16 protein-coding genes and 5 tRNA genes are annotated in these 15,955 nt (G+C 57.4%); 18 read left to right on the top strand and 3 right to left on the bottom strand.

Annotation, left to right across the window (positions count from 1 at the left end; genetic code table 11):
- Positions 1 to 235: 235 nt before the first annotated feature.
- From pncC to recX, 3 genes are all read left to right on the top strand, one after another.
- Positions 236 to 724: a nicotinamide-nucleotide amidase gene (gene pncC / locus ACP3TA_RS09590; protein WP_033641905.1), complete on the top strand. Its 489-nt coding sequence runs from the start codon at positions 236 to 238 to the stop codon at positions 722 to 724.
- A 111-nt stretch (positions 725 to 835) separates the two neighbouring features.
- The gene (recA, locus tag ACP3TA_RS09595) at positions 836 to 1,900 is read left to right on the top strand and encodes a recombinase RecA (RefSeq protein WP_004932541.1); all 1,065 of its coding nucleotides are present in this window, start codon (positions 836 to 838) and stop codon (positions 1,898 to 1,900) included.
- Positions 1,901 to 1,960: 60 nt separating this feature from the next.
- Complete coding sequence (gene recX, locus ACP3TA_RS09600) at positions 1,961 to 2,464, top strand: recombination regulator RecX (protein WP_047025225.1); 504 nt, start codon at positions 1,961 to 1,963, stop codon at positions 2,462 to 2,464.
- Positions 2,465 to 2,504: 40 nt separating this feature from the next.
- Here recX and ACP3TA_RS09605 read toward each other — a convergent pair whose 3' ends face one another.
- Complete coding sequence (locus ACP3TA_RS09605; protein WP_162180460.1) at positions 2,505 to 2,648, bottom strand: hypothetical protein; 144 nt, start codon at positions 2,646 to 2,648, stop codon at positions 2,505 to 2,507.
- On the opposite strand from ACP3TA_RS09605, the gene alaS reads away from it, so the two are divergent.
- From alaS to luxS, 11 genes are all read left to right on the top strand, one after another.
- Complete coding sequence (gene alaS, locus ACP3TA_RS09610) at positions 2,598 to 5,225, top strand: alanine--tRNA ligase (protein WP_033641907.1); 2,628 nt, start codon at positions 2,598 to 2,600, stop codon at positions 5,223 to 5,225. The two genes, ACP3TA_RS09605 and alaS, sit on opposite strands and share 51 nt — an antisense overlap.
- A 252-nt stretch (positions 5,226 to 5,477) precedes the next feature.
- Positions 5,478 to 5,663: a carbon storage regulator CsrA gene (gene csrA / locus ACP3TA_RS09615; protein WP_004091602.1), complete on the top strand. Its 186-nt coding sequence runs from the start codon at positions 5,478 to 5,480 to the stop codon at positions 5,661 to 5,663.
- A gap of 310 nt (positions 5,664 to 5,973) precedes the next feature.
- Positions 5,974 to 6,066 (top strand) — tRNA-Ser (locus ACP3TA_RS09620).
- A 3-nt stretch (positions 6,067 to 6,069) separates the two neighbouring features.
- Positions 6,070 to 6,146 (top strand) — tRNA-Arg (locus ACP3TA_RS09625).
- A gap of 61 nt (positions 6,147 to 6,207) precedes the next feature.
- Positions 6,208 to 6,284 (top strand) — tRNA-Arg (locus ACP3TA_RS09630).
- 190 nt (positions 6,285 to 6,474) lie between these two features.
- Positions 6,475 to 6,551, top strand: a tRNA-Arg gene (locus tag ACP3TA_RS09635).
- A gap of 75 nt (positions 6,552 to 6,626) precedes the next feature.
- Positions 6,627 to 6,703: transfer RNA gene (locus ACP3TA_RS09640), tRNA-Arg, on the top strand.
- A 315-nt stretch (positions 6,704 to 7,018) separates the two neighbouring features.
- Positions 7,019 to 7,585: a fructose-1-phosphate/6-phosphogluconate phosphatase gene (gene yqaB / locus ACP3TA_RS09645; RefSeq protein ID WP_033641908.1), complete on the top strand. Its 567-nt coding sequence runs from the start codon at positions 7,019 to 7,021 to the stop codon at positions 7,583 to 7,585.
- Complete coding sequence (locus ACP3TA_RS09650) at positions 7,582 to 8,010, top strand: YqaA family protein (protein ID WP_004932520.1); 429 nt, start codon at positions 7,582 to 7,584, stop codon at positions 8,008 to 8,010. Before yqaB ends, ACP3TA_RS09650 begins: the two co-directional genes overlap by 4 nt.
- Positions 8,011 to 8,092: 82 nt before the next feature.
- Positions 8,093 to 9,655, top strand: coding sequence for a glutamate--cysteine ligase (gshA, locus tag ACP3TA_RS09655; protein ID WP_033641909.1), 1,563 nt, complete (start codon positions 8,093 to 8,095; stop codon positions 9,653 to 9,655).
- A 166-nt stretch (positions 9,656 to 9,821) separates the two neighbouring features.
- Positions 9,822 to 10,337, top strand: a complete 516-nt coding sequence (gene luxS / locus ACP3TA_RS09660) for an S-ribosylhomocysteine lyase (protein ID WP_033641910.1) — start codon at positions 9,822 to 9,824, stop codon at positions 10,335 to 10,337.
- Between the two features lie 65 nt (positions 10,338 to 10,402).
- On the opposite strand, the gene ACP3TA_RS09665 is transcribed toward luxS, so the two are convergent.
- Both ACP3TA_RS09665 and ACP3TA_RS09670 read right to left on the bottom strand, forming a co-directional pair.
- Positions 10,403 to 11,692: an HlyC/CorC family transporter gene (locus ACP3TA_RS09665; protein WP_016929024.1), complete on the bottom strand. Its 1,290-nt coding sequence runs from the start codon at positions 11,690 to 11,692 to the stop codon at positions 10,403 to 10,405.
- Positions 11,693 to 11,734: 42 nt separating this feature from the next.
- Positions 11,735 to 12,526, bottom strand: coding sequence for a cytochrome C assembly family protein (locus tag ACP3TA_RS09670; RefSeq protein ID WP_004932506.1), 792 nt, complete (start codon positions 12,524 to 12,526; stop codon positions 11,735 to 11,737).
- Between the two features lie 169 nt (positions 12,527 to 12,695).
- Here ACP3TA_RS09670 and ffh point away from each other — a divergent pair, with 169 nt between their 5' ends.
- From ffh to trmD, 4 genes are all read left to right on the top strand, one after another.
- Positions 12,696 to 14,057: a signal recognition particle protein gene (ffh, locus tag ACP3TA_RS09675; protein WP_004932504.1), complete on the top strand. Its 1,362-nt coding sequence runs from the start codon at positions 12,696 to 12,698 to the stop codon at positions 14,055 to 14,057.
- Positions 14,058 to 14,271: 214 nt separating this feature from the next.
- Positions 14,272 to 14,520 carry a 30S ribosomal protein S16 gene (gene rpsP, locus ACP3TA_RS09680; RefSeq protein WP_004932501.1) on the top strand — a complete coding sequence of 83 codons (249 nt, stop codon included), beginning with the start codon at positions 14,272 to 14,274 and terminating at the stop codon, positions 14,518 to 14,520.
- An 18-nt stretch (positions 14,521 to 14,538) separates the two neighbouring features.
- The gene (rimM, locus tag ACP3TA_RS09685) at positions 14,539 to 15,087 is read left to right on the top strand and encodes a ribosome maturation factor RimM (RefSeq protein ID WP_019455135.1); all 549 of its coding nucleotides are present in this window, start codon (positions 14,539 to 14,541) and stop codon (positions 15,085 to 15,087) included.
- A gap of 52 nt (positions 15,088 to 15,139) precedes the next feature.
- Positions 15,140 to 15,907, top strand: a complete 768-nt coding sequence (gene trmD / locus ACP3TA_RS09690; RefSeq protein WP_033641911.1) for a tRNA (guanosine(37)-N1)-methyltransferase TrmD — start codon at positions 15,140 to 15,142, stop codon at positions 15,905 to 15,907.
- Positions 15,908 to 15,955: the final 48 nt, after the last annotated feature.

The following is a 15,955-nucleotide window of genomic DNA, read 5'->3' on the forward strand; positions in this document are numbered from 1 at the left end:
CCTAATCTCTTCTGGTGCGCCCTGAGACCGCCGCCGCAGCGTGCCGCCTCCGTGATGTTCCTTGTGCTGGTGCGCCGCCGCTCGATGGGGCGCTTCTTTTGATACTAGCAGCTTGGCCGGGCGCTTAAAACCGCACCTCCTGCGAGGCGCTGCGCATTTCTGCACGCCAGCCGCCGCGCCGCCTTGATAAATGCTACTATCGGGCGCATATACCTGAATTCGCGAGGGAGGGGTTATGAGTCAAAACCAACTGCGCCGGCTCAGCGTGCTGGCAGGGGAAAAACTGAAGGCGCAGGGCCGCTGGATCACCTGCGCGGAATCCTGCACCGGCGGCGGCATCGCCAAGGCCATTACCGATGTCGCGGGCAGCTCCGCCTATTTTGATCGCGGATTCGTGACCTACAGCAATGCGGCGAAGCATGACCTGCTGGGAGTGAGTGAAGCGACGTTGGCGGCGCATGGCGCGGTCAGCGAAGAGGTGGTGCGCGAGATGGCCATAGGGGCGCTGCGGGCGGCGCAGGCCGATCTGGCGCTGTCGGTGAGCGGCATCGCCGGCCCGGACGGCGGCAGCGCGGAAAAGCCGGTCGGCACCGTGTGGTTCGGCTTCGCCAGCAGCGATGGCCGGGGGCTGTCGCGCAAGATGCAATTCGAGGGCGACCGCGATGCGGTACGGCTGCAGGCGACGATTTTCGCGCTGCAAACCGCCATCGACGAATTTTTGTAAATTAGGCTTGATACTGTATGACCATACAGTATAATTAGTGACATTTCCTGCACAACATACATTCAGTGGCAGTGTGGGGTAACACCGGCATTGCGAAACGAAGGAGCAAAAATGGCTATTGATGAGAACAAGCAAAAGGCGTTAGCTGCGGCACTGGGCCAGATTGAGAAACAGTTCGGCAAAGGCTCCATCATGCGCCTGGGTGAAGACCGCTCCATGGACGTGGAAACCATCTCCACCGGCTCACTGTCACTCGATATCGCTCTGGGCGCTGGCGGCCTGCCGATGGGCCGCATCGTCGAAATCTACGGTCCGGAATCGTCCGGTAAAACCACCCTGACGCTGCAGGTGATCGCCGCCGCGCAGCGCGAAGGCAAAACCTGTGCGTTCATCGATGCCGAGCACGCGCTGGATCCTATCTATGCGAAGAAGCTGGGCGTCGATATCGACAACCTGCTGTGCTCCCAGCCGGACACCGGCGAGCAGGCTCTGGAAATCTGTGATGCGCTGACCCGCTCCGGCGCGGTTGACGTCATCATCGTCGATTCCGTGGCGGCGTTGACGCCGAAGGCGGAAATCGAAGGTGAAATCGGCGATTCGCACATGGGGTTGGCGGCGCGCATGATGAGCCAGGCGATGCGTAAGCTGGCCGGCAACCTGAAAAATGCCAATACCCTGCTGATCTTCATCAACCAGATCCGTATGAAAATTGGTGTGATGTTCGGCAACCCGGAAACCACTACCGGTGGTAACGCTCTGAAGTTCTATGCTTCGGTGCGTCTGGATATCCGTCGTATCGGTGCCATCAAAGAGGGCGACGAAGTGGTGGGCAGCGAAACCCGCGTGAAAGTGGTGAAGAACAAAATCGCTGCGCCGTTCAAACAGGCTGAGTTCCAAATCATGTACGGCGAAGGCATCAACAGCCGTGGCGAGCTGGTCGATCTGGGCGTGAAGCACAAGATGATCGAAAAAGCCGGCGCCTGGTACAGCTATAACGGCGAGAAGATCGGTCAGGGCAAGGCGAACGCCTGTAACTTCCTGAAAGAAAACCCGGCTATCGCCGCCGAGCTGGATAAGAAACTGCGCGACCTGCTGCTGCACAGCGGCGGTGAGCTGGTGGCTGCCTCCGGTGACGACTTCGAAGATGACGAAGCGGAAACCAGCGAGCAGTTTTAATCGCTGAAGATGTGCGCCGCCGTTTATGTGGCGCACATCCCCTGAATTCAGGCTTGAATGATGAATGACTTGCTAAGCCGCGCCATGCGCCTGCTGTCGCAACGCGATCATAGTGAAGCTGAACTGCGCCGCAAACTTGCGGCGCAGCCGTTTGTGGCGAAAGCCCGGTTTGGCGGCAAGGGGCCGCATGCGCCGACGGTAGCCGAAGAGCCGGTAGATCCCGCGCTGATCGAGCAGGTTATCGTCTACTGTTACCAGCACAACTGGCTGGACGATAAGCGTTTCGCCCACAGCTACATCGGCAGCCGCAGCCGCAAAGGTTATGGCGCGCAGCGCATCCGCAGCGAACTGATGCAAAAAGGCGTGGATAAAGCGCTGGTGCAGGACGCGTTGGCGGAATGCGATATCGACTGGTGCGAACAGGCGAAACAGGTGGCGCAGCGAAAATTTGGCGATGCGTTGCCAACCGACTGGAAAGAGAAAGCCAAAGTGCAGCGTTATCTGCTCTATCGCGGCTTCTTCCAAGAAGAAATTCAGTCAATTTACCGTGATTTTGCGCAATGAGCGCACACGGGGTTTTACTTCCCTCTGAAGAAAATTTATCTTATCCCCACTTTTTGTTCGTGAGCTGGTTGTCATCGTCGGGATGACGCGCCACCGGCTCACGTGTCGTTATTCTAGCCTTTCCAGGAAAATTATGAGCAAGAGCACCGCTGAGATCCGTCAAGCGTTTCTCGATTTCTTTCATAGTAAGGGTCATCAGGTTGTAGCAAGCAGCTCCCTGGTGCCTAACAATGATCCGACATTGCTGTTTACCAATGCCGGCATGAACCAATTTAAGGATGTTTTCCTGGGGCTCGACAAACGCGCCTATTCCCGCGCCACCACCTCGCAGCGCTGCGTGCGCGCAGGCGGCAAGCATAACGACCTGGAAAACGTCGGTTATACCGCTCGTCACCACACCTTCTTTGAAATGCTGGGCAACTTCAGCTTCGGCGATTACTTCAAGCACGATGCTATCAGCTACGCGTGGGAACTGCTGACCGGTGAAAACTGGTTCAACCTGCCGAAAGAGAGACTGTGGGTCACCGTGTATGAAACCGATGACGAAGCATTCGACATCTGGCAGAAGCAAATCGGCGTACCGGCCGAGCGCATTATCCGCATCGGCGATAACAAGGGCGCGCCTTTCGCTTCAGATAACTTCTGGCAGATGGGTGATACCGGCCCATGCGGCCCGTGCACCGAGATTTTCTACGATCACGGCGATCACATCTGGGGCGGCCCTCCGGGCAGCCCGGAAGAAGACGGCGACCGCTACATCGAGATCTGGAACATCGTTTTCATGCAGTTCAACCGTCAGTCCGACGGCACCATGCTGCCGCTGCCGAAGCCTTCGGTGGATACCGGTATGGGTCTGGAGCGTATCGCGGCGGTGTTGCAGCATGTGAACTCCAACTATGAGATCGATCTGTTCCGCACCCTGATCGCCGCCGTGGCGAAAGTGACCGGCGCGACCGATCTGGATAACAAATCCCTGCGCGTTATCGCCGACCACATTCGTTCCTGCGCCTTCCTGGTGTCGGACGGTGTGATCCCGTCTAACGAAAACCGCGGCTACGTGCTGCGCCGCATCATTCGTCGCGCGATCCGTCATGGCAACATGCTGGGCGCGAAAGACACCTTCTTCTACAAGCTGGTGGCGCCGCTGATCGAAGTGATGGGCCCGGCGGCCGACGAGCTGAAACGCCAGCAATCGCTGGTGGAGCAGGTGCTGAAAACCGAAGAAGAACAGTTTGCCCGCACGCTGGAGCGTGGCCTGGCGCTGTTGGACGAAGAGCTGGCCAAGCTGCAGGGCGATACCCTGGACGGCGAGACCGCTTTTCGTCTGTACGACACCTACGGCTTCCCGGTGGATCTGACCGCAGACGTCTGCCGCGAGCGCGGTCTGAAAGTCGACGAAGCGGGCTTTGAAGAAGCGATGGAAGCGCAGCGCCGCCGCGCGCGCGAATCCAGCGGTTTCGGCGCCGACTACAACAGCCTGATCCGTGTGGACGGCAGCAGCCAGTTCAGCGGCTATGATCATGACGAGCAGCAGGCGACGGTGATCGCGCTGTTCCGTGACGGCCAGCCGGTCGAGCAGATCAACGCCGGCGAAGAGGCGGTGGTGGTGCTGGACGAGACGCCGTTCTACGGTGAATCCGGCGGCCAGGTCGGCGATAAAGGCGTGCTGAAAGCCGCCGGCGCCGAGTTTGTGGTCAACGACACCCAGAAATACGGTCAGGCTATCGGCCATCAAGGCAAGCTGGCGCAAGGTTCGCTGAAGCTGAACGATCGCGTGGACGCGCAGATCGACACTGAGCGCCGCAACAGCATCCGTCTGAACCACTCCGCGACCCACCTGCTACACGCCGCGCTGCGCCAAACGTTGGGCGAGCACGTTGCGCAGAAAGGCTCTCTGGTTAACGACAAATACCTGCGCTTCGACTTCTCGCATTTTGAAGCGATGAAGCCGGAACAAATTCGTGCGGTGGAAGATCTGGTTAACCAGCAGGTGCGTCGTAACCTGCCGGTGCAGACCGAGCTGATGGCGTTGGAAGACGCGAAAGAGAAGGGCGCAATGGCGCTGTTCGGTGAGAAGTACGACGACAACGTGCGCGTGCTGACCATGGGCGACTTCTCCACCGAGCTGTGCGGCGGCACCCACGCCAGCCGCACCGGCGATATCGGCCTGTTCCGCATTCTGAGCGAATCGGGCACCGCGGCGGGCATCCGCCGTATTGAAGCGGTGACCGGCGCTGGCGCTATCGCTACGCTGCATCAGCAAAGCGATTTGTTGCAAGACGTTGCTCAATTGGTGAAGGGCGACAGCAACAACCTGACCGATAAAGTGCGCTCGGTGCTCGATCGCACGCGCGTGCTGGAAAAAGAACTGCAGCAACTGAAAGATCAGCAGGCGGCGCAGGAAAGCGCGTCGCTGTCCAGCCAGGCGAAAGTGGTTAACGGCGTGAAGCTGTTGGTCAGCCAGTTGGACAATGTCGAAGCCAAAATGCTGCGCACCATGGTGGATGACCTGAAAAATCAATTGGGTTCGGCCATTATCGTGTTGGCGACGACGGCTGATGACAAAGTCAGCCTGGTCGCAGGCGTGACCAAGGATCTGACTGACCGCGTGAAAGCCGGCGAGTTGATCGGCAACGTGGCGCAGCAGGTCGGCGGCAAGGGCGGTGGTCGCCCTGATATGGCGATGGCGGGGGGGACGGATATCAACGCCCTGCCAGCGGCGTTAAACAGCGTAGAAGCCTGGGTGGCCTCAAAGCTGTGAACATAAATAAATAGCACGGACAAACGCCATAATACTTTGTTGATTATGGCGTTTTCATACTGTGCTAACACAATTTAGTTACAATTGCGGGAACAAAGTTTTTCTGGTCGGCTAAACTTACCATTATCTGAGGTGGGACCAAGTCTGCTTACACTTATTGTGGATTGCGCGGCTTACGTTTTCACCACATATGATGGATAATGACGGGGAAACTGAGAGACCCGACTCTTTTAATCTTTCAAGGAGCAAAGAATGTTAATTCTGACTCGTCGAGTTGGTGAAACCCTCATGATTGGCGATGAGGTTACGGTCACTGTGCTAGGGGTAAAAGGCAACCAGGTGCGTATTGGTGTGAACGCCCCCAAAGAGGTTTCAGTTCACCGTGAAGAAATCTATCAGCGCATTCAGGCAGAGAAGTCTCAGCAGACGACTTACTGATTCCGAAGCAGCGTCTCGTTGCCAGACGAGACGCTACTGCATCGTTTTACCCACTTCTTTCGTTCTCCCCTCTCTTTTTCGTGATTATTTTCCCGGTTAGTTTCCTGCTTTATTGCTGCAGACGTTGCGGTTGCCTGTTGATAAAACGCCCTTTTTGCCGTGAAATCGCCCATGTTGGGTGCGAATTGTGCAAACGCGCATGAGTTGGGAAAAATTGTTTGACTTAAAAGTCGGAGAAAGTAATATGTGCGCCACGCAGTGCCGATGAGCTTCTCCAAAGCAAGTTAGGCACAATTCGAAAGAAGCGTATGGTGAGGTGGCCGAGAGGCTGAAGGCGCTCCCCTGCTAAGGGAGTATGCGGTCAAAAGCTGCATCCGGGGTTCGAATCCCCGCCTCACCGCCATTTGCATCCGTAGCTCAGCTGGATAGAGTACTCGGCTACGAACCGAGCGGTCGGAGGTTCGAATCCTCCCGGATGCACCATATTTTGCAGTATGGTGGGGTAGTAACAACGTACCATACGGTATCAAAAAAGAATTCCTGTGCATCCGTAGCTCAGCTGGATAGAGTACTCGGCTACGAACCGAGCGGTCGGAGGTTCGAATCCTCCCGGATGCACCATTCTTAATCTCACTCGTCGCGAAGAGCAATCTCCAAGCGGGTGGAAGAAAAGAAAGTGTTACCAGGGAGGATAACGTTGCTTAAGCAACGGCCCGCAGGGTGAGGCGCTAGCGCCGAATCATCCTCCCGGATGCACCATTCTTCAAGTCTGGCTTTATTAGCAAAGCCGGCACGCGGTAAAAATAGTAATGCATCCGTAGCTCAGCTGGATAGAGTACTCGGCTACGAACCGAGCGGTCGGAGGTTCGAATCCTCCCGGATGCACCATCTAAGAGAAGCCCGCCTTAGCGGGTTTTTGCTTTTCTGTTATTCGTGAAACAGGCAAGCGGCAAAAACAGTCATGCATCCGTAGCTCAGCTGGATAGAGTACTCGGCTACGAACCGAGCGGTCGGAGGTTCGAATCCTCCCGGATGCACCATGTTTAACCTCCCGTATCGCGAAGAGAAATCGTCATGCGGGTGGTAAAAAGAAAGTGTCCTTGGGGAGGATAACGTTGCTTTAGCAACGGCCCGCAGGGTGAGGCGTTGGCGCCGAATCATCCTCCCGGATGCACCATCTAAGAGAAACCCGCTTTGGCGGGTTTTTCGCTTTTCAGCATTTAGCCATTCTCTCTTCACCCCTTTCCTTCTTTGCATCCGATCGATCACAGCACATTCCGCTATGACGCAGTCAGCGACAACCCAACGGCTTTACGCTAAAGTAGTTTTCTTTCCTCAACGATCATGGAGTAACGATGTACGACCGCTATCAGGGTCTTATTTTCGACATGGACGGCACGATTCTGGACACTGAGCCAACGCACCGTAAAGCGTGGCGCGAAGTGCTGTCCCGTTATGGCATGACGTTTGATGAAGCGGCCATGGTGGCGCTGAGCGGTTCACCGACCTGGCGCATCGCTCAGGCGATTATCGCCAGCCATCAGGCCGATCTCGATCCCCATCACCTGGCGGCGGAGAAAACGCGCGCGGTGGAAGCGATGCTGCTGGATAGCGTGCGTCCATTGCCATTGATCGAGGTGGTGAAGTCCTATCACGGCCGCCGTCCGATGGCGGTCGGCACCGGCAGCGAGCACCGCATGGCGGAAATGCTGCTGCGTCATCTCGGCCTGTTCAACTGCTTCGACGCGATCGTCGGTGCGGACGACGTGCAGCGCCATAAACCGGAGCCGGATACCTTCCTGCGCTGTGCCGAACTGATCGGCGTGCCGCCGGAAAAATGCGTGGTGTTTGAAGACGCCGAGTTTGGCATTCAGGCGGCGAAAAATGCCGGCATGGCTGTGGTAGACGTTCGTACGCTGTGAGTAGTACGCTAGCCGTAATATCGTTATTTGGCAGCAGCTTCCTCAGTGCGACGCTGCTGCCGGGAAATTCAGAAATCGTTCTGGTCGCCTTGCTGACCCAGAGTCGCGTCTCGCCGGAGTTGCTGGTGCTGGCCGCGACCCTGGGCAACACTCTTGGCGGGTTGACCAATGTCATTATCGGGCGCCTGTTACCGGCGTTGAAACCACAGCGGGGGCTGGCAACGGCGCTCGGGTGGCTGCAACGCTTTGGCCCGGCTGCGCTGTTGCTCAGCTGGGTGCCGGTGGTGGGCGATTTGTTGTGCGTGTTGGCAGGTTGGCTGCGCATGCCCTGGGGCTCTGTCGCGCTGTTTCTGTGTATCGGAAAGGCGCTGCGTTACATCGTTTTGGCTATGATAACGGTACAGGGCATCGCCTGGTGGCAGTAACCAAGTGAATATAACTCAATATTCTCTCGGGTGCGGATTCAGTATGCTTACGAGTTATTGTTTTTAGAAGCGGGAGGTCAATTTGATCCCGGACGTATCACAGGCGCTTTCTTGGTTGGAAGCCCATCCCCAGGCATTAAAAGGCATTCGTCGCGGCATCGAGCGTGAAACGCTGCGAGTCACGCCGAACGGCACCTTGGCGACCACCGGGCATCCGGAAAAGCTGGGGGCGGCATTGACGCACCACTGGATCACCACGGATTTCGCCGAGGCGCTGTTAGAGTTCATTACGCCGGTTGATGACAATATCGATCACTTGCTGACGTTCCTGCGCGATATTCATCGCTACGTGGCGCGCAACATTGGCGATGAGCGCATGTGGCCGCTCAGCATGCCGTGCTTTATCGAAGCCGAGCAGGACATCGAGCTGGCGCAGTTCGGTTCGTCGAACATCGGCCGCATGAAGACGCTGTACCGTGAAGGGCTGAAGAATCGCTATGGCGCGCTGATGCAGACCATTTCCGGCGTGCACTACAACTTCTCGCTGCCGCTGGAATTTTGGCAGGCCTGGGCCGGCGTGCAGGACGCAGAAAGCGGTAAAGAGCAGATCTCGGCCGGTTATTTCCGCCTGATCCGCAACTATTACCGTTTCGGCTGGGTGATCCCGTATCTGTTCGGCGCATCGCCGGCCATTTGTTCTTCGTTCCTCAAAGGGCGCGAGACCAATCTGCCGTTCGAGCGCACCGAGCAGGGGATGTGCTACCTGCCGTACGCCACTTCGCTGCGCCTGAGCGACTTGGGTTATACCAATAAATCGCAGAGTAATCTGGGCATCACCTTCAACGATCTGCACAGCTATGTGGCCGGTTTGAAGCGGGCGATCGCCACGCCTTCCGAAGAGTTCGCCAAGCTGGGCGTGAAAGAGGGCGATCGCTACCTGCAGCTGAACAGCAACGTTCTGCAAATCGAGAACGAGCTGTATGCGCCGATCCGGCCAAAGCGCGTGACCCAAAGCGGCGAGACGCCGTCGGACGCGCTGCTGCGCGGCGGTATCGAATACATTGAAGTGCGTTCGCTGGACATCAACCCATTCTCGCCGATCGGCGTGGATGCGGTGCAGGCGCGTTTCCTGGATCTGTTCCTGGTGTGGTGCGCGCTGGCGGATGCGCCGGAGATGAGCAGCGATGAGCTGCTGTGCACGCGCAAGAACTGGAACCGGGTGATCCTCGAAGGGCGCAAGCCGGGCCAGACCATCGGTATCGGCTGTGGCGCCAGCCATGAGCCGCTGGAGAAAGTCGGCAAGGCGCTGTTCGCCGATCTGCGTCGGGTGGCGGAAGTGCTGGACGGCGAAGCCGGCGATCGTCAATACCAGCAGGTGTGCGATGAGCTGGTCGCCGCGTTTGACGATCCCGAGTTGACCTTCTCCGCGCGCATTCTCAAGGCCATGAAGGCGGAAGGCACCGGGCGCGTCGGTTTGCAGCTGGCGGAGCAGTATCGCCAGACATTGCTGGAAGAACCGTTGGAAATCCTGAACGAAGCCGAGCTGGATAAAGAGCGGGAAGCCTCGTGGCAGCGTCAACGCGACATAGAAGCCAATGATACGCTAAGCTTTGAAGCGTTCCTGAAGCAAAACGGCGGAAGCTGAAAAAGAAAAAGGCCACATCAATGTGGCCAAATATGCATCTCTGATGACAGGGATGATGATAACAAATGCGCGTCTTTCACATACTCAGACTCGCAGGGTTGGAAAAGGTTTCCCGGTTAGGAAAAAAAGTTTCGAAATAAATGCTCTTTTACGAGGAGGTAGCGAAATGCCATTGCTGGATAGCTTTACCGTCGATCATACCCGTATGGCAGCTCCGGCTGTCCGCGTTGCAAAAACCATGAAAACGCCTCATGGCGATACCATCACGGTGTTTGATCTGCGCTTTTGCCGCCCGAACCTGGAAGTGATGCCCGAGCGCGGCATTCACACGCTGGAGCACCTGTTCGCCGGCTTTATGCGTGACCACCTGAACGGCCAGGGCGTGGAAATTATCGACATCTCCCCGATGGGCTGTCGCACCGGTTTCTACATGAGCCTGATCGGCGTGCCGGAAGAGCAGCGCGTTGCCGATGCCTGGAAAGCGGCGATGGCCGACGTGCTGAAAGTGACCGACCAGCGCAAGATCCCTGAGCTTAACGAGTACCAGTGCGGCACCTACCATATGCACTCGCTGGAAGAAGCGCAGGAAATCGCCAAGCACATTCTGGATCACGGCGTGGTGGTGAACCACAACGACGAGCTGGCGCTGCCGAAAGAGAAGCTGCAGGAACTGCATATCTAGTCGTGCGTGGCCCGCAAAATAAAAAAAGACGCGATTTCGCGTCTTTTTTACGTTCTGGCCGAGGACTAATGATGGCCGACGCTGGACTGCAGCGAGGTGATCGGCGTGACCCGCACCTGTTTAATCATGTTGCCCTGCACGTCGAGGATGTCGATATCGTAATGACCGATGCGCACCCGGGTGCCGATTTCGGGGATCTCTTCCAGCTCTTCCAGCAGCATGCCGTTGACGGTGCGAGCCTCGTTGGCCGGCAAGGTCCAGTTGAAGGCCTTGTTCAGCTCGCGCACGTTGGCGGTGCCGTCGATCAAGACCGAACCGTCGCTCTGCGGCGTGACTTCTTCCGCCAGCGTGGGTGACATCGAGGTGGTGAAATCGCCCACGATCTCCTCGAGGATGTCTTCCACCGTGACCAGGCCCTGAATGTCGCCGTACTCGTCGACCACGATGCCGACCTTCTCTTTGTTGCGCTGGAATTTCACCAGCTGCACGTTGAGCGGCGTGCCTTCCGGAACGAAATAGATCTCATCGGCGGCGCGCAGCAGGTTCTCTTTGTTGAACTCTTTTTTCTCGGTCATCAGGCGGTAGGCTTCGCGCACGCGCAGCATGCCGATCGCATCGTCCAGCGAGCTGCGATACAGCACGATGCGGCCGTGCGGCGAGTGGGTCAGCTGGCGCATGATCGACTTCCAGTCGTCGTTGACGTCGATGCCGACGATCTCGGTGCGCGGCACCATGATGTCGTTGACCGTCACCTTTTCCAGATCCAGCACCGAAATCAGCATGTCCTGATTGCGGCGGGAGATCTGCGACTGGGATTCGCGCACGATGGTGCGCAGCTCATCCTTGCTGACGGCGTCGCTGATGCGCACGTTGGTGCGAATGCCGAACAGGCGCAAGGTCAGGCTGGTGATGCCGTTGAGCAGCCAGACCAGCGGGAACATCACCTTTTGCAACGGGGCCAGCAGGACGCTGCTGGGGAAGGCGATGCGTTCCGGATAGAGTGCGGCGAAGGTCTTCGGCAGCACTTCGGCGAACAGCAGCACGGCGAAAGTCAGTATGCCGGTCGCAATCGCCACGCCGAGATCGCCATACAGCCGCATGCCGACGATGGTCGCCAGCGCCGAAGCGAGGATGTTGACCAGGTTGTTGCCGATCAGCACCAGGCCGATCAGCCGATCCGGTTTTTGCAGCAGCTTCTCGACCCGACGCGCCGAGCGGTTGCCCTGTTTGGACAGGTGACGCAGGCGATAACGGTTGAGCGTCATCATGCCGGTTTCGGAGGCGGAGAAGTAAGCGGAGACCACGATCATGATCACCAGGATAATGATGAGGGTCCCCGTCGACACATGCTCCAATGCAGTATTCCTTATAGAGAGGGAGAATTGAGCCAGGCTGGCCTAGCGCACCATCACCTGCTGAATCAGACGGCTGCCGAAGTAGGCAAGCGTCAGCAGGAAGGCGCCGGCGAAGCTGAACCAGACGACGCGGCGGCCGCGCCAGCCCTCATGGTAGTGGCCCCACAACAGCACGATATACACGAACCAGGCCATGATCGACAGCACGGCTTTATGCACGTTCTCTTTGCTGAACAGATTATCCATGTACAGCAGGCCGGTGCACAGAGTGAGCGTCAGCAGCACCACGCCGATCTGGGTGATATGGAACATCTTGCGCTCAATGCTCATCAGCGGCGGCATGTCGGCGCTGAAGGTCAGCTTCTTGTTTTTCAACAGGTAGTCGAGCCAGGCGAGCTGCAAGGCATAGAGCGCGGCGATGATCAGGGTGGCGTAAGAGAACAGCGCCAGGCCGATATGCACCATCAGTTCCGGGCTGGCCTCCAGGTGAGTGATGAACTCGCCGGGCATAAAGCTGGCGAAGGCCAGGTTGATCATCGCGAAGCTGTAGACGATTGGCAGCAGGAACCAGCCGCGATCGCGCGAAGCGACGAAGGTCATCACCGAGCAGATGATCAGGCTGACGATGGAACCAATGTTCAGCAGGCTGAGATTCTGCCCGGCGCTGACGTCAAAGATGCGCTGCTGCAGCGCGATGGCGTGGCAAATCAGCGCCACCACCGCCGAGACGAGGGCAAGCCGACGGTATGCGCTGTTCTTCCGCAACAAACTGGGAATGATCAGTCCAAGGCTGAGCAGGTAGGCCATCAAAGCCACAATGGAGAAAACTGGCATAGCGTTTAATTTTGCTTCGGCGTGGTTAATTGGAGTGTCAGTATAACGTTGCGCGCGTTTCACTCCAACCTATCTCCAACGCTGAGGCAGAGATCCTGCTCGCTTCGTGTTATCATCGGCGCAATTGTGTCGCCGGAGCGGCCTGTCATTACACGTTGAGCATGAGACGATGTTTGAAAATTTAACCGATCGATTGTCGCGCACGTTGCGCAATATCAGCGGCCGCGGGCGGCTGACCGAAGAAAATATCAAGGAAACCCTGCGTGAAGTGCGTATGGCATTGCTGGAAGCGGACGTTGCGCTGCCGGTGGTGCGCGACTTCATCAACCGCGTCAAAGAGAGCGCGGTTGGCCATGAAGTCAACAAGAGCCTGACGCCGGGGCAGGAATTCGTCAAGATCGTCAAGGGCGAGCTGATCGCCGCGATGGGCGAAGTCAACACCGAGCTGAATCTGGCGGCTCAGCCGCCGGCCGTGGTGCTGATGGCGGGCCTGCAGGGCGCCGGTAAAACCACCAGCGTCGGTAAGCTCGGCAAGTTCCTGAAAGAAAAACAGAAGAAGAAAGTGTTGGTGGTTTCCGCGGACGTTTATCGCCCGGCGGCGATCAAACAGCTGGAAACGCTGGCGGAAGGTGTCGGCATCGATTTCTTCCCGTCCGACGTCAAAGAAAAACCGATCGACATCGTCAACCGCGCGTTGCAGCAGGCCAAGCTGAAGTTCTATGACGTACTGATCGTCGATACCGCCGGCCGTCTGCACGTTGACGAAGCGATGATGGACGAGATCAAACAGGTGCACGCGGCCATCAAGCCGGTGGAAACCCTGTTCGTGGTCGACGCCATGACCGGCCAGGACGCCGCCAATACCGCCAAGGCGTTTAACGAAGCGCTGCCGCTGACCGGCGTGGTGCTGACCAAGGTCGACGGCGATGCGCGCGGCGGTGCGGCGTTGTCCATCCGCCACATCACCGGCAAGCCGATCAAGTTCCTCGGCGTCGGCGAGAAGACCGAAGCGCTGGAGCCGTTCTATCCGGATCGCGTGGCGTCACGCATCCTGGGCATGGGCGACGTGCTGTCGCTGATCGAAGATATCGAAAGCAAGGTCGACCGCGAGCAGGCGGAGAAACTGGCCAACAAGCTGAAGAAGGGCGACGGTTTCGATCTGACCGACTTCCTGGAGCAGCTCAAGCAGATGCGCAACATGGGCGGCATGGCCAATATGCTGAGCAAGCTGCCGGGCGCGGGCCAACTGCCGGATAACGTCAAGTCGCAGATGGACGACAAAGTGTTGGTGCGCATGGAGGCGATCATCAACTCGATGACGCTGAAAGAGCGTGCCAAACCGGAAATCATCAAGGGCTCGCGCAAGCGCCGCATCGCGATGGGGGCCGGCATGCAGGTGCAGGACGTCAACCGCTTGCTGAAGCAGTTCGACGAAATGCAGCGTATGATGAAGAAGATGAAGAAAGGCGGTATGGCGAAGATGATGCGCGGCATGAAAGGTATGATGCCGCCGGGCTTCCCTGGCCGCTGACGGGCCTCCGCACGCCGAGTGCGGGCGCTTTCAGCATTCGCCGTTCGCGGTGAAAACCGCCCGAAATTTGACAGGCTGCAAAAGTTGTCCCCTGCGATCGACGCTTTAGATTGCTTTTTGCGCCAAAATGAGTAAAATTTTCGGGCTTTTTATATTGCAACCGGGCCCCGTCCCTCAATGGGGCCCGGCTGTTTTATTAACTAAAGAGGATGTTATGGTAACAATTCGTTTGGCACGTGGCGGCGCTAAAAAGCGTCCGTTCTATCAAGTAGTAGTGACCGACAGCCGCAACGCTCGTGATGGTCGTTTCATCGAGCGCGTAGGCTTCTTCAACCCGATCGCTTCCGGTCAGGCTGAAGCACTGCGTCTGGACCTGGACCGCATCGAGCACTGGGTTGGTCTGGGTGCAACCGTTTCTGATCGCGTTCACGCGCTGATCAAAGACGCTAAGAAAGCAGCTTAATCTGTCGCGGTGGTGGCAATGAGCAAGCAACTCAAACCGGTAGCGCCTAAGCAGCCGATTGTACTCGGTAAAATGGGGTCCGCTTACGGCATTCGTGGTTGGCTCAGAGTGTTTTCATCCACCGAGAACGCCGAAAGCATTTTTGACTATCAGCCGTGGTTTATCCAGCAGGCGGGTCAGTGGCAGCATATCGAGTTGGAAGACTGGAAGCGCCACAGTCAGGATCTGATCATCAAAGTCAAAGGCATTGACGATCGGGACGCGGCGAATCTGCTGACTAATCGCGAGATTATGGTGGATTCTGAGCAACTTCCTCCGCTGGAGGGTGACGATTACTACTGGAAAGACCTGATGGGCTGCCAGGTAGTCACCACCGCCGGCTACGAGCTGGGTAAAGTCATCGATATGATGGAAACCGGCTCGAACGATGTGATGGTTGTGAAAGCGAACCTGAAAGATGCGTTCGGCATGAAGGAGCGGTTGATTCCGTTTCTTCATGGGCAGGTTATCAAGAAAGTCGATCTCACTGCCCGCGTGATTGAGGCAGATTGGGATCCTGGTTTTTGACCCCCGGATCAAACGGTCGAAGCAAGTGGAATAACGGTAAGGGGATTGGCTTGTGTTCATCGGTATTGTAAGCCTGTTTCCTGAGATGTTCCGCGCTATCACCGATTACGGGGTGACTGGCCGGGCAGTAAAAAATGGCCTGCTGAGCGTGCAGTGTTGGAGTCCTCGCGACTTCACCTACGACCGGCATCGTACCGTGGACGATCGCCCTTACGGCGGCGGCCCGGGAATGCTGATGATGGTGCAACCTTTACGGGAAGCCATTCATGCGGCGAAAGCAGCGGCAGGCGAGGGAGCAAAGGTGATTTATCTGTCACCTCAGGGGCGCAAGCTGGATCAAACCGGCGTGTGCGAACTGGCGGCCAATCAGAAGATGATTCTGGTGTGCGGCCGTTACGAAGGGATAGACGAGCGCGTAATCCAAACCGAAATTGACGAAGAATGGTCAATCGGCGATTACGTTCTCAGCGGCGGGGAACTGCCGGCGATGACCCTGATTGATTCAGTCGCCCGTTTCATACCGGGTGTGCTGGGCCATCAGGCCTCAGCGGAGGAAGACTCCTTCGCCGACGGATTGCTGGACTGCCCGCACTATACCCGCCCCGAGGTGTTGGAAGGAATGGAAGTACCGCCGGTTCTGCTGTCGGGCAACCATGCCGAGATACGTCGCTGGCGCTTAAAGCAGTCGCTGGGCCGAACCTGGCTTAGAAGACCTGAACTTCTAGAAAGCCTAGCTCTGACTGACGAGCAAGCGGTGTTGCTGGCTGAGTTCCAACGGGAACATCAGACCAGGCAACAGGACTATGAAGGAAACGTCTGACATCAGACGGGACCGATATATCAGTTTACCTAGGGTAAGAGACATATT

This window comes from Serratia sp. 2C06 (assembly GCF_050037615.1).
In the GTDB taxonomy this organism is placed as follows: Bacteria; Pseudomonadota; Gammaproteobacteria; order Enterobacterales; family Enterobacteriaceae; genus Serratia; species Serratia ureilytica.

Coding starts and splice junctions, on each gene's coding strand:
- luxS (WP_033641910.1), top strand. CDS start 9,822: ATGCCATTGCTGGATAGCTTTACCGTCGATCATACCCGTATGGCAGCT.
- ACP3TA_RS09670 (WP_004932506.1), bottom strand. CDS start 12,526: ATGCCAGTTTTCTCCATTGTGGCTTTGATGGCCTACCTGCTCAGCCTT.
- pncC (WP_033641905.1), top strand. CDS start 236: ATGAGTCAAAACCAACTGCGCCGGCTCAGCGTGCTGGCAGGGGAAAAA.
- ffh (WP_004932504.1), top strand. CDS start 12,696: ATGTTTGAAAATTTAACCGATCGATTGTCGCGCACGTTGCGCAATATC.
- recX (WP_047025225.1), top strand. CDS start 1,961: ATGAATGACTTGCTAAGCCGCGCCATGCGCCTGCTGTCGCAACGCGAT.
- rimM (WP_019455135.1), top strand. CDS start 14,539: ATGAGCAAGCAACTCAAACCGGTAGCGCCTAAGCAGCCGATTGTACTC.
- rpsP (WP_004932501.1), top strand. CDS start 14,272: ATGGTAACAATTCGTTTGGCACGTGGCGGCGCTAAAAAGCGTCCGTTC.
- csrA (WP_004091602.1), top strand. CDS start 5,478: ATGTTAATTCTGACTCGTCGAGTTGGTGAAACCCTCATGATTGGCGAT.
- alaS (WP_033641907.1), top strand. CDS start 2,598: ATGAGCAAGAGCACCGCTGAGATCCGTCAAGCGTTTCTCGATTTCTTT.
- ACP3TA_RS09605 (WP_162180460.1), bottom strand. CDS start 2,648: ATGAAAGAAATCGAGAAACGCTTGACGGATCTCAGCGGTGCTCTTGCT.
- yqaB (WP_033641908.1), top strand. CDS start 7,019: ATGTACGACCGCTATCAGGGTCTTATTTTCGACATGGACGGCACGATT.
- recA (WP_004932541.1), top strand. CDS start 836: ATGGCTATTGATGAGAACAAGCAAAAGGCGTTAGCTGCGGCACTGGGC.